Source organism: Streptomyces panacea (assembly GCF_040560175.1).
Lineage (GTDB): Bacteria > Actinomycetota > Actinomycetes > Streptomycetales > Streptomycetaceae > Streptomyces > Streptomyces panacea.
This window is the reverse complement of sequence record NZ_JARJHW010000135.1, coordinates 1-19,983: the sequence shown is the minus strand read 5'-3', so window position 1 is coordinate 19,983 and position 19,983 is coordinate 1. Positions and strand designations below refer to the sequence as shown.

The following is a 19,983-nucleotide window of genomic DNA, read 5'->3' as shown; positions in this document are numbered from 1 at the left end:
GTGACCGCCACCGCCGCATCCGGCCGCGCCGGTTTCGACCCCGGCGCCGAGGCCGCGCGGGCGACCGACGCGATCCTGCACGACACGCTGCACGGGGCGTACCGAGGCGTGGTCGTCGACTCGCCGCCCGGGGCCGGGAAGTCGACGCTCGTGGTGCGGGCCGCGCTCGAACTGGCCACCGCAGGGCGGCCGTTGATGGTCGTCGCGCAGACCAACGCCCAGGTCGACGACCTCGTCACCCGGCTCGCCGAGAAGGCCCCCGACCTGCCGGTGGGCCGGCTGCACAGCAACGACCCCGATCCCTACGACCCGTCGCTCAACGAGCTGCCCTCCGTACGGAAGTCGGCGAAGGCGGCCGATCTCGCGGGCCTCGACGTGGTGGTGTCGACGGCAGCCAAGTGGGCGCACGTACAGGGCGTCGAGCCGTGGCGGCACGCGATCGTGGACGAGGCGTACCAGATGCGTTCGGACGCGCTGCTCGCCGTCGCCGGGCTGTTCGAGCGGGCGCTGTTCGTGGGCGACCCGGGCCAGTTGGACCCGTTCAGCGTGGTCGGCGCCGACCAGTGGGCGGGGCTGTCGTACGACCCGTCGGCGAGCGCGGTCGCCACGCTCCTCGCGCACAATCCCGAACTGCCGCAGCACCGGCTCCCGGTGTCGTGGCGGCTGCCCGCGTCGGCCGCGCCGCTGGTCTCGGACGCGTTCTACCCGTACACGCCGTTCCGCAGCGGTACGGGCCCGGCGGACCGGCGGCTCACCTTCGCCGTCCCCTCCGACGGCTCGGGCCCGGACCGGGTCGTGGACGAGGCGGCGGCGTCCGGCTGGGGACTGCTGGAGCTGCCCGCGCGGCGTACGCCCCGTACGGACCCCGAGGCGGTACGGGCGGTGGCCCTGGTCGTCCGCCGGCTGCTGGACCGGGGCGGCGCGACGGTCGGCGAGCGCGGCCCGGACGCGGCGCCGCTGACGGCCGACCGCGTGGCCGTCGGCACGGCCCACCGCGACCAGGCGGCGGCGATCCGCGCGGCTCTCGCGGAGCTGGGGGTGACGGGCGTGGCCGTGGACACGGCGAACCGTCTCCAGGGCCGTGAGTTCGACGTCACGGTGGTCCTGCACCCGCTCTCGGGCCGCCCGGACGCGACGGCGTTCCACCTGGAGACGGGCCGCCTCTGCGTGCTCACGTCCCGCCACCGCCACGCCTGCGTCGTGGTCTGCCGCGCGGGCGTCCCGGAACTGCTGGACGAACACCCGTCGACGGAGCCGGTGCAACTGGGAGTCACGATCAAGTTCCCCGACGGGTGGGAGGCGAACCACGCGGTGCTCTCCCACCTCTCGGAACACCGGGTGCCCTGGCAACCCTGAGGCCCACTTGCGCGGGGCGGGACAATGGACGGTGGCCGAAGCCGTACGTACGACCGCACAGACGCCCGCATCAAGAGCAGCAGGAGGACCACATGGCGGAATCCGAATCGAGTCAGGGACGGCTGCGGCCCGCCCCGCTGCTGTTCGAGCCGTCGGAGGCGGCCGCCGATCCGGAGCACTTCTTCGACCTGGAGTCGATCGACGACCCGGGCGCGCTGCTGGACCGGGCCACCGAGCTGACGCTCGCCTTCCGGGCGGCGACCGACCGGGCCGTGGAGTTCCAGGCCGTCGCCGCCGCGCAGCTCGCCGATCCGCGGCGGTTCGACCGCCTCACGGCCGCCGACATCGCCGAACAGGCGAAGTGGACCGAGGACTACGCCAAGAAGATGGTGGAGTTCGGCCGCGACCTGCTGCGCAACGGGCGCACGCCCGGGGAGTGACGGGCGCGCGTTTCCGGCCACCCGCCTGGCATATGCCGAGGCGCAGGTTACGCCCTCCCGCACCGCCCCGTCCCGCTTTCCGGCAACTCCCCGGAACGGGACAGTCACTCCAGGTAGACGTAGTGGCCATGAGCGCATGGCTGCGAGATGAATCCCCCCTCAGCCCGGGAGCTTGCGACGACGAGCGCCGGACCGACATCTTCAACTACCTCCGCGAGGACGGGCACCAGCACACCGCGCGGGTCACCGCCTCCGGCGCGGGATGGCTCGCCTCGGCGGGGCCCTACCCCCGCTCCACGCTCTCCCTCTGGGAGGCCAGACCGACCGCCCCGGGCGTGCTGCCCTGCGGCGGCGTCTTCGACGTCGTGAACGTGCCCGCGATCTTCGGCAGGCGCATGCTCGACCGGCTGTGGTCCGAGGGTCCCGGCTCCGGGCCGGTCGCCACGCACCGGGGGCGGATGATGCTCTTCGCGGCGCCCGGCACCGCCCAGCGGCTGCCATCACTGCTGTCCTGGGAGGAGTGGGGGCGCTCGACCCCGGAGGGCGCGGCGCCCGCCGTCCCGCCGCTGCTCTGCCACGGCTCCGGCGACGCGGTGACCGTGCCGTCGCTGGTCCCCGCCGCCGGTCCGGCGCCGCGCTGGGTGGTGGCCCCCGACACCCGTCATCCGTGGCTGCCGGGCCCCGAGGTGCTGCTGTGGGCGTGCGTACGGGCGAGCCGCCCCACGGTACGGACGGCGGTCACCCGACCACGGACCGGCGCGGTGACGAGCGCGCCGGGTTCCCGCCCCTGAGCAGCGCACCAGCGCCGTTCGGAGCGTCGTTCGGATCCCGCCCCGGGGCCTCCTCCGGGGCCTGTCATATCGATTTTTCTTCGCACCGATCCTGGTGCTAAAGTCAACGACGTCAGCAGGCGCCGCTAGCTCAGTTGGTTAGAGCAGCTGACTCTTAATCAGCGGGTCCGGGGTTCGAGTCCCTGGCGGCGCACAGACAGGAGAAGCCCCTCGCGAGAGCGAGGGGCTTTTTCGTGTCCCGCACCGCCTACGCACCGCCTACGCACCGCCCCCGGCGCCCCCGCCCGTCACACCCTCGTCGTGACCTTGACCGTCCACGCTCCCGTCCGCGTACGGTCCGCCACCTCCACCTTCGTGCCCTCCCCCGGCACGGTGAACGTCTCTCCGATCGCCAGCGGCGCGTCCGCCAGCGGCGGGTAGACCGACTGGTCCCAGCAGGCCTCGCTGTCCGGATGCGTGTCCACCACCTCGATGGGGCCGCCGCCCGACTCCGTCTCGCCCCGCACCCGGTAGATCAGCACGCCCTCGGTGCAGGTGGTCGCGTCGTTCCCGGTCGAGCCGCGCGCCTCGATCGCCAGGGCCGAGTGCTCGCCCGTCCTGACCACCGCGAGCCGGGTCCCCGCGCTCGCCCCGTCCGGGGGCGCGGCGTCCAGCGGTTCCAGGGTGAGCATGCTGGTGCCCGTGGGCTTCACACAGCTGACCTGCCGCCGTTCGAGCCAGCCCAGCTTCCATTTGTGCCAGCCGAACAGATCGGGCGCCAGACCGAATTGGCTGCCCATCACATCCCAGTCGCCGACGTGGGTGTCCCAGTCGCCCTTTCCGTCGGTCGGCCGGTGGTAGAGGTCCGGCAGGTCGAAGACGTGCCCGGTCTCGTGGGCCAGTACGTTGCGGTCCGGCGGGTGCCGCTCGAAGACGGTGACGACGCGCTTGATCTCCGTGCCGTCCGCGCTCATGGGGTGATCGAAGTTGACCACCTTCGTCGCGTCGGAGTCCACGCCGGGCGCGTCCGGGTCGGCGACCAGATAGACGACGTCGTAACGCGAGAAGTCGATCACCGGATCGGCGACCGCCAGCGCGTCCCGCAGGTACGCCGTGCGCATCGCCGGGTCCCAGTCGCGCTTTATGGCGTAGTCCGTGGAGGCGCGGGGCATGTCGATCCACCGGAGCAGCGGGTGCGGGCGCAGGGCGAACTTCCCGTACGACGCCCGCTCGAAGAATCTGCTGGTCGCCGGGAAGTGGTCGGCCACCAGATCGGCGGGCTCGGCCCGCGGCACGGAGTCCGGGAAGGACAGGAAGACCATGACCGCGTCGAGGGTCCTGGCCGGGCGCGGGTAGGAGGCGTTCCACGTGTCGAGGCCGAGCGAGTGGTGCGCGGTGGTACGCGGCAGGGCGCACGGCCCCGCGGGGTTGGCGGCCACGGCGGGGCCGGCCACCAGTGAGGTGGCGGCGACCGCGACGAGGGAGGTGAAGGCCGCGGCCGTACTGCGCAGGCGCGCCCGTTCCACTCCCCCGGGTGTCAGGCGACGCTCCACGTGGACCTCCGGCTGCGGAATGCGGGACAGCTCACCCACCTTGCGCCGGTTCGAGACGATACGCCCTGTTCCGCTGGCCCAGTTGGGCGAGTGGGCCGACACCCCCGACGGATCACGGAAAGTCACAATCGATCAGACCGAAGACATCCGGAGACATCCCGCGCCGCAGCCGAGCAGAAACGATCGCCCTCCGACCGCCGCCGTCAGCGTGCGCCCCGGTTCACCACGGCGGAGCTGGAACGGCCGACCGGCCAGCCTCTATGATCGGCACACTTTCCAGCGCCGATCATCCCGAATCACACGCCTGTACGACACCACTGCACTGCGGGAGCGAGCCGTGAGCGGAACCTCCGAAGGGCCGCGGCCCGCGGCAGTCGCGGCACCCGATTCCAGCGCGCCGCCGGTCACGGAGCGCGACGCTCCGGGCAGGCCGGACGGTACGGGCCTCTCCTCCGCCGAACCGCGAACCACGGACGGCTCCCGCGAGACCCCCGACCGCCGCGAGCAGCGCGAGCAGCGCGAGCAGCGCGAGCAGCGCGCCGCCTTCAACGCCGCCCAGCTCCCCATGGCCGTCGTCGACCTCCGCGGCACCGTCGTAACCGCCAACGACGCCCTCGCCGAACTGATCGGCACCGAGCGCGCGTCACTGAGCGACCGTGCCGCCGCCGACCTGGTGGACCTCGCCTCCGACGACCGGACCTGGCACGCGTACCACGAGGTCCTGCGCGGCCGGCGCTCCCGCTTCCGCTGCACCCGTCGCCTCAAGCAGCCCGACGGCCGCGCGCTCTGGGCCGAGGTCAACGTCGCGCCCCTGCCCGACGGCGGCAGCGTCCTGCTCTCCCTCACGGACATCAGCGAGCGGCGCGAACTCCAGGCCAGGCTCCGCCATCTCCAGATGCACGACCCGGTGACCCGGCTGCCCAACCGCACGCTGTTCTTCGAGCGGCTGTCGACCGCGCTCGAATCGTCGTACGACCATGGCAGAACAGGGCGGATCGGTCTCTGCTACCTGGATCTGGACGGGTTCAAGGCCGTCAACGACACCCTCGGGCACCGCGTCGGCGACCGGCTGCTCGCCGCCGTGGCGGGCCGGCTGACCGAGTGCGCCGACAACGACCCGCACAGTCGCGGCGGCAGCCACCTCGTCGCGCGCCTCGGCGGCGACGAGTTCGCGATCCTGGTCGAGGACTCGGCCGGGACGGAGCAGCTCGCCGATCTCGCCCGCGCCGTGCTCGCCGCGCTCCAGCTCCCCTTCGACCTGGCCGGGCAGCGGCTCTCGGTCTCGGCGTCCATCGGCGTCGTCGAACGGGCCGCCGACGGCACCACACCCACCGGTCTGATGCAGGTCGCCGACACGACGCTCTACTGGGCGAAGGCGGACGGCAAGGCGCGCTGGACCCTCTTCGACCCGGAGCGCAACGCGCACCGGATGACCCGCCAGGCGCTCTCGTCCACGCTGCGCCCGGCCGTCGAGCGCGAGGAGTTCGTGCTTCAGTACCAGCCGCTGGTGGGGATGGCCGACGGGGTCGTCCAGGGCGTGGAGGCGCTGGTCCGCTGGAACCATCCGCAGTTCGGCATCCTGGCGCCCAACCGCTTCATCGGGATCGCCGAGGAGGACGGCTCGATCGTGCAGCTCGGGCGGTGGGTGCTCCGTACGGCCTGTCTCCAGGCCCGCCAGTGGCACCGGGACCACCCGGCGGACCGGCAGCTGTTCGTGAGCGTCAACGTCGCCGTACGGCAGGTCTGGGACTCCGACCTGGTGGCCGACGTGGCGGCGATCCTCACCGAGACCGGTCTCGCGCCGCGTCTGCTGCAACTGGAGCTGACCGAGTCGGCGGTGATGGGCTCGGCGGGCCGGCCGCTCCAGGCGCTCCAGGCGCTGAGCGACATGGGCGTACGTATCGCGATCGACGACTTCGGGACCGGCTACTCGAACCTCGCGTATCTGAGCCGGCTGCCCGTCTCCGTACTGAAGCTGGACGGCTCCTTCGTACGAGGCTTCCGCTACGACGAGGGCGTGCACCCCAGTCCGGCGGACGAGACGATCGTGGAGACGCTGGTCCATCTCGCGCACCGGCTGGGTCTCACGGTCACGGCGGAGTGCGTGGAGACGGCGGGGCAGGCGGCGCGGCTGCGCCGGATCGGGTGCGACACCGGGCAGGGCTGGCTCTACTCGCGCGCGGTGGCGCCGGAGCGGATCGCGGAGATGATCGGGGTCAGCCCACTGAAGGTCTGACCCCGATCACCGCTCGTCTAGAGCGCGTCGGGCAGACCGTACGCGTCGGCGATCAGGCCGTAGCTGCGCAGGCGCGCGTCGGCGCCGTGGGCGTTGGCGGTGAGCATCAGCTCGTCGGCGCCGGTGCGCTTCTGGAGGTCGTCCAGTCCGGCGCGGACGGCGTCCGGGGTCCCGTGGACGATGTTCGTCAGCCAGCCGTCGACGAAGTCACGCTCCTGCGGACTGAAGCTGTACGCCTCCGCCTCCTCGGGCGTCGGGACGAGCCCGGGGCGCCCGGTGCGCAGCCGCAGCATCGACAGCGCGCCGGTCAGGACCTGGCGGCGGGCCTCGTTCTCGTCCTCGGCGGCGAGGGCGGCGACGCCGATCACCGCGTACGGGGCGTCGAGCACGGCGGACGGCCGGAAGGACTCGCGGTAGAGGTCCAGCGCGGGGATGGTGTTCTGCGCCGAGAAGTGGTGCGCGAAGGCGAACGGCAGCCCGAGCGTGGCGGCGAGCCGGGCGCTGAACCCGGAGGAGCCGAGGAGCCAGACCGGCGGCCGGGCGGCGGGGCCCTGGACGGGGCCGGGGACGGCGTGGATGTGGGAGTACGGGTGCCCGTTCGGGAAGTCGTCGTCCAGGAAGCGGGTGAGTTCGGCGAGCTGCTGCGGGAAGTCGTCGGCGCCCTCGTTCAGCCGGTCGGTACGGCGCAGCGCGGCGGCCGTGGCCCCGTCGGTGCCGGGCGCCCGCCCGAGCCCGAGGTCGACCCGCCCGGGGGCGAAGGCCTCCAGGGTGCCGAACTGTTCGGCGATGACGAGCGGCGCGTGGTTGGGCAGCATGACGCCGCCCGACCCGAGCCGGATGCGCTCGGTGTGGGCGGCGAGGTGGGCCAGGATCACGGCGGGCGACGAGGAGGCGACGCCGGGCATCGAGTGGTGCTCGGCCACCCAGTGGCGGTGGTAGCCCCGGCGCTCCCCGAGCTTGGCGATCTCGACACTGGTCCGCAGGGACTCACGCGCGGTGCTCCCACTGCCGACGGTGACCAGATCCAGCACGGACAGCGGCACGGGCGCGCTGCCCAGCGCCGTACCTCGAATTGCGTCAACCACCGGTGCGAACCCTTCTGGTGCGGGAAGTGCGTACAGCCCGCACCAACAGGAGGGCGGCTCCGGTTTATTCCCGGGGCCGGGCCGGGTTCAGTCCCGGCTCGCGAACAGCGTCCCCAGCTTCGGGGCCCACGCGTGGCGCTCCACCAGCCGCAGGCCCTCCCAGACCGTCACCTGGTTCGCTGTGAGGACCGGTTTGCCCAGGGTTTCCTCCAGCTCCGGGAGGTACGCGGCCGTGTGCAGGGCCGTGTCCGGAAGGAGAACCACCTCCGCGTCCGGGTGGTCGCCCGCACGGGCCAGGGCGAATACCTCGTCCCGGCCCCAGGTGCCGACCTCGGCCGCCGTGATGATGCCGCTGCCGCGGGTGGAGACCACCTCGATGCCCGCCGCCTTCAGGAAGGCGGTGAAGTAACCCGCGACGTCCTCCGGATAGGTAGCGGCGACCGCGACCCGTCGCGCGCCCAGCGCCTGCACGGCGTGCGCGAAGGCGAAGGACGTGCTCGAAGCCGGCAGTCCCGCCTCCAGCGCCAGCTTGCGTGCCTGTTCGTGCGCGCCCTCCCAGCCGTACACGAAGCTGCCGCTCGTGCACGCCCAGACCACCGACTCGGCGCCGGCCATCCGCAGCTCCTCGACGCCGTCCGCCAGCCGCCGCGCCGAGCCCATTTCCAGGAGCGCGTCGACGCGGTGCGCGTCCTCGCCGATGTCGGTGTGGACGAGAGGCAGTCTGATGTCACTGTCGAAGAGCATCTCCAGACGGGGGTAGTCGTCCTCGGCAGAGTGGCCGGGGTAGAGAAGTCCGACGGTCGTCATGTCCACCCTTCCTGTTCCTCGGTCGGAGTGTCCGGCTGGGAAGGCTGCGCCCACTCACCGGGCTGGACCGTCTGGACGTCCTGCATCTGCTGGGCCGATTCCATCCGCTCCATCTCCGGGACACCGGGGATGTCGCCGATCTCGGAGATCTCGTTGATCTTCGAGATGTCGGAGATCGGGATCTCGTGGATCGCGGGAAATTCCCTTGTCCCTTCCAGCGTAGACACGTGGCGCACCGGCGGCGGGTCGAGCAGCAGGCCCTGGTACGGGCCGACCGCGTGGGCGCCGATTCTGCGCAGGGCCGCCCACATCGTGACCTGGTTCGCCGACAGCACCGGCATCCTCAGCTCGGCCTCCAACTGCGGGATCGCGTCGTATGTCGGCAGGTTCGTACAGCTGATGAACAGCGCGTCGGCCGCGCCGACGACGGCCTGCCGCGCCATGTCCACGACCGACCGGTACGGCACCTTCCAGATGTGCCGGGTCAGCCCCAGAAAGGCGCGACCGGTGACAGTTACCCCGGCCTCGGCCAGGTACTCCTCCAGCGACTCGGTGACCGACTCCGTATAGGGCGTGACCAGCGCGATCCGTTTCGCGCCCAGCTCTGAGAGCGCTTCGAGCAGCGCCCCCGACGTGGTGAGCGAGGGGACCTCGCCCGCTGTGTCCATCGCCTCGCACATCGCCCGCTCGCCGGCGAGACCGCCGACGAAGCTGCCCGACGTGCAGGCGTACGCGATCACCTCTGGTTCGGACGCTCCGAGCGCCCGCACCGCCTCTCCGAGGGTCTCGTGCTCACTCACGAGTCTGGCCAGGTCCAGCGACACCTCGACGGGGACATAGGGCGTCCTCGTCACGCGCAGCGAGATGTCGTCGGGCATCCAACGCCATAGTTCGCGGTCGAGCGCGAAATCGAATGGGGCGACCACGCCGACACCACGCTGCGGCTGCGGCCCGCCCAGAAAGGAGACATCCATCTCTCTGCTCCCTTTGGCTGTTGTTGACGACGGTAGGAGCTGAATGCGAGCGTGGTCAATAAGTACAGGAAAGACGTTGCACCGAATTTTCCTCGGGGAAATCCCCGCCCCGCTCAGAAGGGCTCTCCCGATGGCCGAACCGACGCTTCTCGTCCTGGGTGCCGACCCGCCGCCGCGCCTCGGCCGGCTGACCGGCCGGGCCACGATCCGGTACGCGGACGAGTCCGACCTCGCCGCCCAACTCCCCCTGGCTGACGTTCTGTTGGCGTGGGACTTCACATCGGACGCGATCCGTCTCGCCTGGCCGGGGGACGGCCCGCGGCCGGGCTGGGTCCATACGGCGAGCGCCGGCGTGGACCGGCTGCTCTGCCCGGAGCTGATCAACTCCGAAACATTGGTGACGAACGCCCGGGGCATCTTCGAGGAGCCCATTGCCGAATATGTGGCAAGTCTTGTGCTTGCCATGGCCAAGGATCTGCCGGGAACTCTCGAACTCCAGCGGCAACGGCGCTGGCGCCACCGCGAGGGACTGCGGGTCGCGGGCAGCCGCGCGACCGTCGTCGGCGCGGGTCCGATCGGCCGGGCGATCGCCGAGACCCTGAAGGCGCTGGGCGTGACGGTGGCGGTCACCGGCCGCACGGCGCGCCCGGGAATCCACGGCGCCGACCAGCTCGACCGGCTGCTGACCCGCTCGGACTGGGTGATCTGCGCGGCGCCGCTCACCGAGAGCACCCGCGGCATGTTCGACGCGCGTCTCTTCGGTCTGATGCAGCCTTCGGCGCGCTTCATCAATGTGGGGCGCGGCCAGCTCGTCGACGAGAACGCGCTGGTGGAGGCCGTGTCCAAGCGCTGGATCTCGGGCGCCGCACTCGATGTCTTCGAGGCGGAGCCGCTCGATCCGGAGAGCCGGCTGTGGGATGTGCCCGGCCTGATCGTGTCGCCGCACATGAGCGGTGACACCGTCGGCTGGCGGGACCGACTGGCCGAGCAGTTCGTCGGTCTTTACGACATTTGGGCGTCCGGAGAGCCATTGCCTAACGTGGTGGACAAGAAACGTGGGTACGTCCCCATGCATGACTGAGTCCATGTTCCTCACCGATCTCACCGCACGACAGCTGCTGGCCGGCTACGAGAAGGGCGACTTCTCACCGGTCGACGTGGTGCGCGCCACCCTGGAACGGATCGAGGCGGTCGAGCCACTCGTCAACGCCTTCGTCCGGGTCGACGCCGAGGAGGCGCTGGCCGCCGCCGAGGCGTCCACCGGCCGCTGGCGCCGGAAGGAGCCACAGGGGCTGCTCGACGGGGTCCCCGTCTCGGTGAAGGACATGTTCCTCCAGCGCGGCGGGCCGACCCTGCGCGGTACGCGGACCATCGACCCGGCCGGTCCCTGGCCGCAGGACGCGCCCGCCGTGGCCCGGTTGCGCGAGAACGGGGCGGTCCTGCTGGGCAAGACGACGACCCCGGAGTTCGGCTGGAAGGGTGTGACGGACTCACCGCTGAGCGGGGTGACCCGCAATCCGTACGACCTGTCGCGGACGGCCGGCGGATCGAGCGGTGGCAGCGCGGCGGCGGTGGCGCTCGGCGCGGGCCCGCTGTCGATCGGCACCGACGGCGGCGGCTCGGTCCGGATCCCCGCGTCCTTCTGCGGCGTCTTCGGGCTCAAGCCCACCTACGGGCGCATCCCGCTCTACCCGTCCAGCGCGTTCGGCACGCTGGCGCACGCCGGTCCGATGGCGCGCGACGCCGCCGACGCCGCGCTGCTGCTCGACGTGATCAGCGGCGCGGACTGGCGCGACTGGTCCCAGCTCGCGCCCGCGCCGGGTGTCGGCGCCACCCTGTCGGAGGGGGTGGCGGGGCTGCGGATCGGGTTCTCGCCGTCGTTCGGCGGTCAGGTCGCGGTGCGGCCGGACGTGGCGGCGGCGGTACGGCGCGGGGTGGGGCGCCTCGCGGAGCTGGGCGCGTACATCGAGGAGGCCGACCCGGACATCTCGGACCCGGTGGAGGCGTTCCACACGCTCTGGTTCACGGGCGCGGCGCGGGTGACGCAGTCGCTCGGCGACGAGCAGCGCGCGCTGCTCGACCCCGGGCTCCAGGAGATCGTGGCGGCCGGGGCGGAGGCGAGCGCGCTGGACTACCTGGCGGCCGTGGACGCGCGGATGGAGCTGGGCCGGCGGCTGGGCCGGTTCCACGAGACGTACGACCTGCTGGTCACGCCCACCCTGCCGATCACCGCCTTCGAGGCGGGCGTCGAGACGCCGAAGGACTCGGGGCACCGCCGCTGGACCGGCTGGACCCCCTTCACCTACCCCTTCAACCTGACCCAGCAGCCCGCGGCGACCGTGCCGTGCGGGGTGGACGCGGACGGGCTGCCGATCGGCCTCCAGCTGATCGGCGCCCGTCACGCGGACGCGCTGGTGATGCGGGCGGCACACGCGCTGTACGAGTCGGGAGCGACGTCGCTCCCGGCACCGACCGGCGCGTAGTGCCGTGACCGCGAGGGGTCACCGGGTGCGTCGGGTGGCCGGTCCGTCCCGGCTCAGGCCCGCCTGAAATTCAGCGTCTCGCCGATCGCGCCTGCGCGCCACAGGTCCTGGCACGCCTCCGCCATCTCGTCGAGCCCTTCGACGACCGAGCCCCAGACGATGCCGGGGATCCACCCCGTATCGCCGTTGATCAGCAGGTTGTTGCGCTCGTAGAACAGCGCGAGGTCGACGACGGTACGGCGGCCCCGGTGGGCGGCCTGGTCCTCGTACCCGTACGACGTGGTGCCGAGCACCGTGTCCGAGAAGGTGAAATAGCAGAGATCGCCCGGAATGGGGGTGACCGTCGGGTTCTCCAGCGGCGGCTCCTCCGCGGCGAACCCGGGCATCAGCGCGTAGATCTCGTTGCGCGCGTATTTGGCGTGATAGACGTCACCGCCCAGCGGCAGCGCGTCCCACACCGCGGCGCAGGTGATCGGGGCCAGTTCGTCGAGGAGCTTGGCGGTGCAGCGCACGCCGCGCTTGTCCAGGGACACTTCGATGAAGCGGTCGCTCATAGGTTCTTCGCGCCCTTCTCGTCGGTTCGGTTCAGCCTGTGTCCGGCCATGAATACCCGCCCCGGCCGAGCGAATGCCGGGCCGGACGGACCCGCCTCCCCGCGGGTAACGATAGGCATATCGGTCCGAAAATGATCCGCATACCCTCGGACGATTCGGGTAGCCGCGCGCCTATGGCTCCACTACAGGCGAACAACACACGAAGCACAGGAAGCGGGCTACGGCGCCGCTCGCTGCTCGCGGGTGCCGCGGCACTCGGTGTCGCGGGGGCGGTCGGAGCCGCGAGCGGATGCAGCCGCGTGGCCACCGCCGACACCGGGGACGGGGGGACACTCCTGGACCAGTTGCGCGCCAAGGGGACCGTGCGCCTCGGGCTGGCCGGTGAGCAGCCGTACAGCTACATCGGCAAGGACGGCGAGATGACGGGCTCCGCCCCGGCCATCGCTTCGCGGATCTTCAAGGCGTTGGGGGTGGACAGCGTCCAGCCCTTCGCCACCGAGTTCGGTTCGCTGATCACCGGCCTGAACTCGCTCCAATTCGATGTGGTCGCGGCCGGGATGTACATCAACCCCGAACGCTGCGAGCAGGTCATCTTCGCGGACCCCGAATACCAGATGCTCGACGCGTTCATCGTGCCGAAGGGGAATCCGAAGAATCTGAACAGCTACCAGGACATCGCCGACGCCGGCGCCAAGATGGCGACGGGTGTCGGTTACGCGGAGATCGGCTACGCGGAGGAGGCCGGGGTCAAGAGCATCACGACCCTGCCCGACCAGCTGGCCGGGCTGCTCGCCGTCGAGCAGGGCCGCGTCGATGTCTTCGCCGGCACGGCGGTCACGGTGTTCAACGTCATCAAGGAGGCGGAGAGCACCAGAGCCGAGGCCACCAAGGAGGTCACGCCGATCGTGGACGGCAAGCCCGTCATCGATGTCGGCGGCTTCGCCTTCCGGTCACCGGAGACCAACCTCCGCGACTCCTTCAACCGCGAGCTGCACAAGCTCAAGAAGAGCGGTGAACTCCTGGAGATCATGCGGCCCTTCGGCTTCACGAAGGACCAGATGACGACCATCACGGCGAAGGAGAAGTGCGCGCCATGAGTGAAATCACCTGGGGCCTGTGGAAACTCCTCCTCGAAGGCGTCTGGATCACCGTCCAGCTGACGGTCTTCAGCGCCGCGCTGGCCGCCGTGGTCTCGCTGGTCGTCGGACTCGCCCGCTCCCACCGGCTGTGGATCGTGCGCTTCATATCCGGGGCCTACTTCGAGATATTCCGCGGTACGTCCGCGCTGATCCTGATGTTCTGGATCTTCTTCGTGCTCCCGCTGGGCTTCGGCTGGCAGCTCGTCCCGCTGTGGGCGGCGACGCTGGCGCTCGGGCTCACGTACGGGGCGTACGGCTCCGAGGTCGTCCGGGGCGCGGTGCAGGCCGTGTCCCCCGCCCAGCGCGAGGCGGGGATCGCGCTGAGCTTCACGCCCCCGCAGCAGCTGCGGAAGATCATCCTGCCGCAGGCCTGGCCGGAGATGATCCCGCCGTTCAACAACCTGCTGATCGAGCTGCTCAAGGGCACGGCACTGGTCTCCATCATGGGCGTGGCCGACATCGCCTTCGGCGCGTCGCTGGTGCGTAACGCGACCGGTCAGAGCGCGCCCGTCTACACGGTCATCCTGCTGATGTATTTCGTGCTCGCCTTCGTGCTCACGCGCGGTATGCGCGTCCTCGAACGCCAGGCGAAGGCCGGGATCGGTCAGCGCCCCGAGAAGAAGCCATGGTGGGCCGGGCGCAAGGCCGAGGTCCCCCAGCAGCAGCAGCGGGACGCCGTCACGGCGACCGCGGGAGGTGAGCGCTGATGCAGTGGAACTGGTCCGCGGTCGGCGACTTCATGCCGATGTTCTGGGACGGCCTGCTCGTCACGCTCCAGGCACTGGTCCTGGGCGCGCTGCTCGCCTTCGCGCTCGGGCTCGTCTGGGCGATGGCCCAGCGATCCGGCCTGGCGGTGGTGCGCTGGCCGGTGAACATCCTCACCGAGTTCGTCCGCAACACCCCGCTGCTCGTGCAGCTGTTCTTCCTCTACTACGTGCTCCCCGAGTGGGGTGTCACGCTCAGCGCCATGGTCACCGGTGTGGTCGGCCTGGGCCTGCACTACTCGACGTACACCGCCGAGGTCTACCGGGCCGGCATCGACGGCGTCCCGGCCGGCCAGTGGGAGGCGGCCAAGGCGCTCAATCTGCCGAGGTCCCGCACCTGGGGTGCGGTGATCCTCCCGCAGGCGATCCGCCGCGTCGTGCCCGCGCTGGGCAACTACGTCATCGCGATGCTGAAGGACACGCCGATGCTCTTCGTCATCGGTGTGCTGGAAATGCTCGGCGAGGCACGGCAGTTCGCCTCCCAGACCTTCCTGACGGTCGAGGTCTTCACCCTCGTGGGTGTGGCCTTCATCGTCATCTCCTATCCGGCATCCCTTCTCATGCGAGCATTGGAGCGTCGCCTTGTCCGCTGACAGCACTCCCCTCAACACCTCGAAGGAAACGGCCAATCCCGCCGCCGACGGCAGCGAGCTGATCCGCTTCGACAAGGTCACCAAGCGCTTCGGGTCCAACACGGTCCTGGACTCACTGGACTTCACGGTCAACTCCGGCAAACACGTGACGCTGATCGGCGCCTCCGGATCGGGCAAGACGACGATCCTCAGACTCCTGATGACGCTCATCCGGCCGGAGGAGGGCACCATCAAGGTGGCCGGCGACTACCTCACGCACGAGGAGAAGGACGGCAAGCTCGTCCCCGCCGGTGAGCGCCATGTCCGTGAGGTGCGCAAGAACATAGGCATGGTGTTCCAGCAGTTCAACCTCTTCCCGAACATGAAGGTGCTGCGGAACGTCACCGAGGCGCCGGTGCACGTACTCGGCCTGTCCACGGACGAGGCCGACGAGCGGGCGCGCGGGCTGCTCGACCTGGTGGGACTCGGGGACCGCTGCGACGCGTATCCGAGCCAGCTCTCGGGCGGGCAGCAGCAGCGGGTGGCCATCGCGCGGGCGCTCGCGATGCGGCCGCAGGTCCTGCTGCTGGACGAGGTCACCTCCGCGCTCGACCCGGAGCTGGTCGCGGGCGTCCTCGACGTACTGCGCGACATCGCCCACACGACGGACATCACGATGCTGTGCGTGACGCACGAGATGAACTTCGCCCGGGACATCTCCGACGACGTACTGATGTTCGACGCCGGTCGGGTCATCGAGTCGGGACCGCCCGAGAAGATGTTCAGCGACCCGGAGCACGAGCGCACCAGGGAGTTCCTGAGCGCGGTGCTGTAGCGCCGGACGTAGCGGCGTTACAGGCGTACGCCCGGCGCATTCACGCAGGCGACGGCCTCGCCGAATTCGGGGGAACCCGGTCCTCGTTCCGCGGACCGGGTTCCCCCGTTTCCGCGTCCGACCTCCCGAAGGTTGTGACTCCGGCATATGCCAGAGCGATACGCCCCAGATAGGACCGCTGGACGGGGCGTCATTCTGCTCAACAGCCGCCCCGGAAAGGGCTCTTGACGGCTATCGTGATAGAGAAGCTTGCGGTCACAACCTGCTAGGGGGAACCGTGGCGCTGAAGCCGGAGCCGACCGCGCCGTTCCACTCGGTGCAATACGTCCTGCGCGTCCTCGAAACGGTCTCCAAGCACGCCGGTGGCGTCCTGGATCTCCAGATCGCCCGTGAGACGGGACTGCCGACCGGCCATCTCGCCCCGCTGCTCGCGATGTTGCGGCGCGAGGGCTATGTGGAGCAGGTGGCGGACGGGGCGTACGTCATAGGGGACTCGCTGATCCTGCTCGGCTCCGGCACCACCCGTGAGGATGCCCTGGAGGCCAAACTCCAGGACACGCTCGGCGAGTTGCGCGACTCGGTCGGAGCGGCGGTCTACATCAGCCGGTACATCGACGGCGAGGTCAAGATCACGCAGTACGCCGACGGGCCGGACGCGCCCGCGGTCAACGAGTGGGTGGACTTCCGCTCGGCGGCGCACGCGAGCGCCGTCGGCAAGTGCCTGCTCACCCAGCTCGACCAGAACGGCCGCCGGGACCATCTCTCCCGGCACAAGATCGCGCGACTGACCTCACGGACCATCACCAGCGAGCGCGTGCTGTTCTCCAGGCTGGACAGCCAGCCGGCGACGATGCCGATCCTGGACCTCCAGGAGTACGCGGTGGGCACGGTCTGCGCGGCGGTGCCGCTGACGGCGGGTTCGGCGGTCGGCTGTCTGGCCCTGTCGATGCCGATCGAGCACGCGCACCGGCTGCGCTCGGCGGCGGACACCCTGAACCGGGGCGCGGCGCCGATGGCGCTCTCGCTGGCCATCTGACCCGCGGCCACCCCACCTCCGCCGGACAGCGCGGAACCGGGCCGGCGTACGCGGGTTGCGGCACACACCCCACGTACGGCGACCCGGCCGTCAGCGATGAAGCAGACCCTCGCCGGTCACATGCTGATGGAACAGAATCGGTGGAACAGAATCGGGTGGAACTGAGACGGGTGGATCAGAACTTCACGTCTGAGCAGGCGTAGAACGCGTTGGTCGTGTCCGCGACGTTCCACACGGCCAGGACGATGTGCTTCCCCGTCTTCTGGGTCGGCATCGTGCCCTGGTGGACGAGCGTGGCCGGCGGCTGCTGGTTGCCGTACGGCACGGTCATGAACGGCTGCGGGTCGAGGGCCGCGCGGGTGAGCGGCTGGGTCGGGTCCCATCCGTTCTTGGTGATGTAGTAACGGAAGTCGGACGTGGAATGCCGGGCGGTGAACTGCCAGCGGAAGCTGTAGCCCTGCCCGCCCGTGACGTTGGTGGCGGGCCAGTTGCCGCCACGCGGGTCGTCGAGCTGCGCGAACTGGCCGTTGCCGCCCGAGCAGATCTTTCCGTCGGCGGGGCCCGCGGCCGGGAAGCCCTTGGGGCCCTCGACGCTCTGCGGCTCCCACTGGATGTTTCCGCAGCCGGTGACGGTGCCGTTCTGACACAGCTTCTGACGGCTGATCGGTGAATCGGTGTAGCCGTGGCTGGTCGCGCTGCCGGTGGCGAGCAGGGACACGCCCGCCACCGCGAGACCGAGTACGGCGGCGCTGATTCTCTTCTTTCGCATGCTCTCGCTCCTGGGACCGTGGGGAGTTCGGTGAGCCGTGCTGCACGCGTGCGGTGGTGCGGATGACGCCGGTGGTGCGGTCGTGCGGTGGTGCGGTGACTCCTGACTGCGCAATCAGGTCTAGACCAAGGCACAGAGTATTGACCGAAGTTGACCGTGTCCATAACAACGACCAAGAAAGGTCCAGACCAATCAGCGGCAGCGGAACGGTCAGTTCCCCTCGTTCAGACCGTGCCTGCCGGTGTAGAACGCCACGGTCAGATCCTTCACGAGGACCTTGCGCTCGTAGTCGTCCAGCTCCACCAGCCCCCGCGACGTCAGCCGGTGCACGGTGTCGTCCACCGCGTCGACCACTGACGTCAGCACGGTGTCCCGGTGCCTGGCGTCGATCGCCGTGATCCGGCTGCGCTGCATCGCGGCCGAGATCTCCGGCGCGTACTCGATCCGCGTCGGCTGCGCCGAGAAGATGTCCAGCCCGACGGGCCGGCACTCCGCCGACAGCATCCGGGTCAGCGCCTCGCCGACCACCTCGGCGTTGCGCAGCGTCGGCGCGGCCTCGTGGAAGGCGTCGGCGGGCAGCTGCGAGAGCACGCGAGCCATTGCCGCCTCGACCTGCTCGCGCAGATACTCCTCGTGGTCGCGCACCCCGAGCGCCGCCCGGACGGTGTCCCTGACCCGCCAGACCACCAGGACCACGACGCGCAGCGCCGTACCGTGCGCGTCGACCGCGGGCATCGGCTCGCTGCGCCAGTGCCGGAGCCGTACGTCCACGCGCCGGCGCAGCAGGAGCGGGCTGACCCAGAGAAGTCCCGTACGCCGCACGCTCCCCCGGTACTCGCCGAAGAGCGTCAGCACCCAGGCGTGACCGACCCGGCCGCGGCCGAGCCCGCCGAAGGCGAAGAGCGTCAGCGTCACGGCGGCGGTGAGCACCGCCCACATGCCGATGCCGATGCCGTGGTACGGATTCGAGCCCAGCCCGAACATCTCCGTCAGCGCCTCGGGCACGGCCCCCACCCACCAGAGCACCACCGCGCAGCAGAACAGACCGGCGACACCGGCGAACGCCGCCGTCCAGCCGGGCAGGGTGGGACCGGGCCGCTCGACCAGCTTCGTGTCCACGGGCGTCGCGGGGCGCGAGGCGGCCGGGGCGAGAACGGGCGGCGAAACGGGAGCGGAGGCGACGGACGCGCGGCGGGCGCGCGGACGTCCGGCGGCCGGGGCGGGCGCCTCGTCGTCGCGGAAGAGAAGATGGACGGGGATCTCGTGGGTGGCCTCACCGACGATGAGCGGGCTCCAGCGGTGGCTGTCGAAGGTGACGGAGGCCCGCGTGGGAACGGCGACCCCCGTCCCGGCCCGCACGGAGACGTCCCACATGGGCGCGGGGATCCCGCTGGGGGCGGGGCCCTCGGGGTGACCTGACGGGATGTCATCGGTGGAGGTGCCCACCGCGTGTCCGTGGTCCGGCCGCGGAGCCCCGGCCCCGGCCTCTTCGTCGGCTTCGGCTTCGGCTTCGGCCTCGGCCACTTCCACGGCGGCGTCCGCACGGACGTCCGGCTCGGGACCGGCCGCCGGCCGCGACGGCTCGTCCGTCACGGGCAACGCCCAGGACTCACCTCGCGAGTGCGGTACGTCGGTGGCCTCCGCCTCCGGCGCGCCGGACGCGTCGAGCCCGGCCGGAACGGTCTCCGGGACGTCCACCGCCGGTTCCCACTCCGGGCGGGTCCCGGTCCGTACCGACGCCGCGGCATCGCCCCACAGGGCCTCCGGCTCGGCACAGGCCGCCCGCGCCGCCGTCTCCGCCGGCGGTCCCACCGACACCGGATCCGGCTCCCGGTCCCGTTCCTTCTCGGCGGACGCCCACTCCACGATGTCCGCGACCTCGGCCACCGCCCCGTCGTAGCAAGCCTCCCGCCCGGCCCCGAAGTCGGCCTCGACGTCGGTCTCGGCCTCGGGCGCCGGGGAGAGCTCCGCCTCAGCGGGTCGTTTCGCGAGCACGTCCACGCGCTCCGCTGTCGCCACCGGTCCCGGCGGCTCCCCCTCGTGCGGAGGATCGGGCTCGGCCGGTGGCTCCGTCAGCAGGCGTACGTTCTGGTACCAGCCGGCCTCGTTCCAGCCGGTCGTGGCGACCGCCGGAGGCCCCGCCGGGACCTCGGCGCCGCCGGGCGGCTCGACCGGACCGACGGGCTCCACGAGCTCCATGGGCTCGGCCGAATCCACCGGCGCCACCGGCTCGGCCGGCCCTCGTGCCGTGAGCGCGTTGCGTGCCGCCGCCCGCAGCGCGGGCGCGCCCCGCAGCATCTGCCCGTCGCCGTTCGGTTGCGATGTCTGTGTGGTCATCCTTGCCTCCGTCGTCATGCGAAGAGTCGTCGCCAAGTCTCGGGGCCGGGGTACCCGTCGGCCGCGCTGCCGCGCCAGCCCTGCGCCCGTTGGAAGTCCTCCACGTTGCGCCGGTCGGCCTCCCCCCAGCGCGAACCGGGGTCCGAGACGTAGTGGCTGCCGAAGCCGCGCTTCACCAGGCGGTCGCCGAGCCGGGCGACGTGCGTGCTGGACCGGCCCGGCCGGAACTGCTCCGCCCCGGGGTACTCGGGCCGCGCGCTCGTACCGCCGGGG

19 protein-coding genes and 1 tRNA gene are annotated in these 19,983 nt (G+C 71.1%); 12 read left to right on the top strand and 8 right to left on the bottom strand.

The annotated features are described in order from the left end of the window. From P3L51_RS26140 to P3L51_RS26125, 4 genes are all read left to right on the top strand, one after another. Nucleotides 1–1,356, top strand: a complete 1,356-nt coding sequence (locus P3L51_RS26140; protein WP_354607745.1) for an AAA domain-containing protein — start codon at nucleotides 1–3, stop codon at nucleotides 1,354–1,356. Between the two features lie 92 nt (nucleotides 1,357–1,448). Next, nucleotides 1,449–1,796 carry a DUF8844 domain-containing protein gene (locus tag P3L51_RS26135; RefSeq protein WP_354607744.1) on the top strand — a complete coding sequence of 116 codons (348 nt, stop codon included), beginning with the start codon at nucleotides 1,449–1,451 and terminating at the stop codon, nucleotides 1,794–1,796. A gap of 128 nt (nucleotides 1,797–1,924) precedes the next feature. Further along, nucleotides 1,925–2,587 (top strand): hypothetical protein, encoded by a 663-nt coding sequence (locus P3L51_RS26130; RefSeq protein ID WP_354607743.1) that lies wholly within the window; start codon nucleotides 1,925–1,927, stop codon nucleotides 2,585–2,587. Nucleotides 2,588–2,706: 119 nt separating this feature from the next. Further along, nucleotides 2,707–2,780 (top strand) — tRNA-Lys (locus P3L51_RS26125). A gap of 94 nt (nucleotides 2,781–2,874) precedes the next feature. Here P3L51_RS26125 and P3L51_RS26120 read toward each other — a convergent pair. Further along, nucleotides 2,875–4,119 (bottom strand): M6 family metalloprotease domain-containing protein, encoded by a 1,245-nt coding sequence (locus P3L51_RS26120; RefSeq protein ID WP_354607742.1) that lies wholly within the window; start codon nucleotides 4,117–4,119, stop codon nucleotides 2,875–2,877. Nucleotides 4,120–4,456: 337 nt separating this feature from the next. Between P3L51_RS26120 and P3L51_RS26115 the strand changes: the two genes are divergently transcribed. Then, on the top strand, nucleotides 4,457–6,355 hold the full coding sequence (locus tag P3L51_RS26115) for a putative bifunctional diguanylate cyclase/phosphodiesterase (RefSeq protein WP_354607741.1): 1,899 nt from the start codon (nucleotides 4,457–4,459) through the stop codon (nucleotides 6,353–6,355). A gap of 17 nt (nucleotides 6,356–6,372) precedes the next feature. Here the strand turns inward: P3L51_RS26115 and P3L51_RS26110 are convergent, their stop codons facing one another. From P3L51_RS26110 to P3L51_RS26100, 3 genes are all read right to left on the bottom strand, one after another. Next, entirely contained in the window at nucleotides 6,373–7,440 is a 1,068-nt protein-coding gene (locus P3L51_RS26110; RefSeq protein WP_354607740.1) for an LLM class flavin-dependent oxidoreductase, read from the bottom strand. A gap of 87 nt (nucleotides 7,441–7,527) precedes the next feature. Further along, a complete protein-coding gene (locus tag P3L51_RS26105; RefSeq protein WP_354607739.1) occupies nucleotides 7,528–8,247 on the bottom strand; it encodes a maleate cis-trans isomerase family protein in 720 nt (239 codons plus the stop codon). After that, nucleotides 8,244–9,221, bottom strand: a complete 978-nt coding sequence (locus tag P3L51_RS26100) for a maleate cis-trans isomerase family protein (RefSeq protein WP_354607738.1) — start codon at nucleotides 9,219–9,221, stop codon at nucleotides 8,244–8,246. The genes P3L51_RS26105 and P3L51_RS26100 overlap by 4 nt, the downstream gene beginning before the upstream one ends. 130 nt (nucleotides 9,222–9,351) lie before the next feature. On the opposite strand from P3L51_RS26100, the gene P3L51_RS26095 reads away from it, so the two are divergent. Both P3L51_RS26095 and P3L51_RS26090 read left to right on the top strand, forming a co-directional pair. Further along, nucleotides 9,352–10,302: a D-2-hydroxyacid dehydrogenase gene (locus P3L51_RS26095; RefSeq protein WP_354607737.1), complete on the top strand. Its 951-nt coding sequence runs from the start codon at nucleotides 9,352–9,354 to the stop codon at nucleotides 10,300–10,302. Next, the gene (locus tag P3L51_RS26090) at nucleotides 10,295–11,704 is read left to right on the top strand and encodes an amidase (protein WP_354607736.1); all 1,410 of its coding nucleotides are present in this window, start codon (nucleotides 10,295–10,297) and stop codon (nucleotides 11,702–11,704) included. The genes P3L51_RS26095 and P3L51_RS26090 overlap by 8 nt, the downstream gene beginning before the upstream one ends. 53 nt (nucleotides 11,705–11,757) lie before the next feature. Here the strand turns inward: P3L51_RS26090 and P3L51_RS26085 are convergent, their stop codons facing one another. Beyond that, a complete protein-coding gene (locus P3L51_RS26085) occupies nucleotides 11,758–12,258 on the bottom strand; it encodes a DUF3830 family protein (RefSeq protein WP_354607735.1) in 501 nt (166 codons plus the stop codon). A 173-nt stretch (nucleotides 12,259–12,431) separates the two neighbouring features. Here P3L51_RS26085 and ehuB point away from each other — a divergent pair, with 173 nt between their 5' ends. The 5 genes from ehuB (at nucleotide 12,432) to P3L51_RS26060 (ending at nucleotide 16,604) form a co-directional block, all read left to right on the top strand. Next, nucleotides 12,432–13,355, top strand: a complete 924-nt coding sequence (gene ehuB / locus P3L51_RS26080) for an ectoine/hydroxyectoine ABC transporter substrate-binding protein EhuB (RefSeq protein ID WP_354607734.1) — start codon at nucleotides 12,432–12,434, stop codon at nucleotides 13,353–13,355. After that, a complete protein-coding gene (gene ehuC, locus P3L51_RS26075) occupies nucleotides 13,352–14,104 on the top strand; it encodes an ectoine/hydroxyectoine ABC transporter permease subunit EhuC (RefSeq protein WP_354607733.1) in 753 nt (250 codons plus the stop codon). Before ehuB ends, ehuC begins: the two co-directional genes overlap by 4 nt. Further along, entirely contained in the window at nucleotides 14,104–14,754 is a 651-nt protein-coding gene (gene ehuD, locus P3L51_RS26070; RefSeq protein WP_354607732.1) for an ectoine/hydroxyectoine ABC transporter permease subunit EhuD, read from the top strand. The genes ehuC and ehuD overlap by 1 nt, the downstream gene beginning before the upstream one ends. After that, entirely contained in the window at nucleotides 14,744–15,568 is an 825-nt protein-coding gene (gene ehuA, locus P3L51_RS26065) for an ectoine/hydroxyectoine ABC transporter ATP-binding protein EhuA (protein WP_354607731.1), read from the top strand. The genes ehuD and ehuA overlap by 11 nt, the downstream gene beginning before the upstream one ends. Nucleotides 15,569–15,845: 277 nt before the next feature. Continuing rightward, nucleotides 15,846–16,604, top strand: coding sequence for an IclR family transcriptional regulator (locus P3L51_RS26060; RefSeq protein ID WP_354607730.1), 759 nt, complete (start codon nucleotides 15,846–15,848; stop codon nucleotides 16,602–16,604). 175 nt (nucleotides 16,605–16,779) lie between these two features. Here P3L51_RS26060 and P3L51_RS26055 read toward each other — a convergent pair whose 3' ends face one another. From P3L51_RS26055 to P3L51_RS26045, 3 genes are all read right to left on the bottom strand, one after another. Beyond that, the gene (locus P3L51_RS26055; protein ID WP_354607729.1) at nucleotides 16,780–17,373 is read right to left on the bottom strand and encodes a lytic polysaccharide monooxygenase auxiliary activity family 9 protein; all 594 of its coding nucleotides are present in this window, start codon (nucleotides 17,371–17,373) and stop codon (nucleotides 16,780–16,782) included. Between the two features lie 210 nt (nucleotides 17,374–17,583). Next, nucleotides 17,584–19,710 carry an SPFH domain-containing protein gene (locus tag P3L51_RS26050; RefSeq protein ID WP_354607728.1) on the bottom strand — a complete coding sequence of 709 codons (2,127 nt, stop codon included), beginning with the start codon at nucleotides 19,708–19,710 and terminating at the stop codon, nucleotides 17,584–17,586. A gap of 14 nt (nucleotides 19,711–19,724) precedes the next feature. Further along, a partial coding sequence (locus P3L51_RS26045) for a peptidoglycan-binding protein (RefSeq protein WP_354607727.1) occupies nucleotides 19,725–19,983 on the bottom strand: 259 nt, incomplete at its 5' end.

What these genes read in the sequence shown, in the direction of transcription:
- P3L51_RS26135 (WP_354607744.1), top strand. Translation starts at nt 1,449, where the DNA reads ATGGCGGAATCCGAATCGAGTCAGGGACGGCTGCGGCCCGCCCCGCTG.
- P3L51_RS26130 (WP_354607743.1), top strand. Translation starts at nt 1,925, where the DNA reads ATGAGCGCATGGCTGCGAGATGAATCCCCCCTCAGCCCGGGAGCTTGC.
- P3L51_RS26105 (WP_354607739.1), bottom strand. Translation starts at nt 8,247, where the DNA reads ATGACGACCGTCGGACTTCTCTACCCCGGCCACTCTGCCGAGGACGAC.
- P3L51_RS26100 (WP_354607738.1), bottom strand. Translation starts at nt 9,221, where the DNA reads ATGGATGTCTCCTTTCTGGGCGGGCCGCAGCCGCAGCGTGGTGTCGGC.
- P3L51_RS26095 (WP_354607737.1), top strand. Translation starts at nt 9,352, where the DNA reads ATGGCCGAACCGACGCTTCTCGTCCTGGGTGCCGACCCGCCGCCGCGC.
- P3L51_RS26090 (WP_354607736.1), top strand. Translation starts at nt 10,295, where the DNA reads ATGACTGAGTCCATGTTCCTCACCGATCTCACCGCACGACAGCTGCTG.
- P3L51_RS26085 (WP_354607735.1), bottom strand. Translation starts at nt 12,258, where the DNA reads ATGAGCGACCGCTTCATCGAAGTGTCCCTGGACAAGCGCGGCGTGCGC.
- ehuB (WP_354607734.1), top strand. Translation starts at nt 12,432, where the DNA reads ATGGCTCCACTACAGGCGAACAACACACGAAGCACAGGAAGCGGGCTA.
- ehuC (WP_354607733.1), top strand. Translation starts at nt 13,352, where the DNA reads ATGAGTGAAATCACCTGGGGCCTGTGGAAACTCCTCCTCGAAGGCGTC.
- ehuD (WP_354607732.1), top strand. Translation starts at nt 14,104, where the DNA reads ATGCAGTGGAACTGGTCCGCGGTCGGCGACTTCATGCCGATGTTCTGG.
- P3L51_RS26055 (WP_354607729.1), bottom strand. Translation starts at nt 17,373, where the DNA reads ATGCGAAAGAAGAGAATCAGCGCCGCCGTACTCGGTCTCGCGGTGGCG.
- P3L51_RS26050 (WP_354607728.1), bottom strand. Translation starts at nt 19,710, where the DNA reads ATGACCACACAGACATCGCAACCGAACGGCGACGGGCAGATGCTGCGG.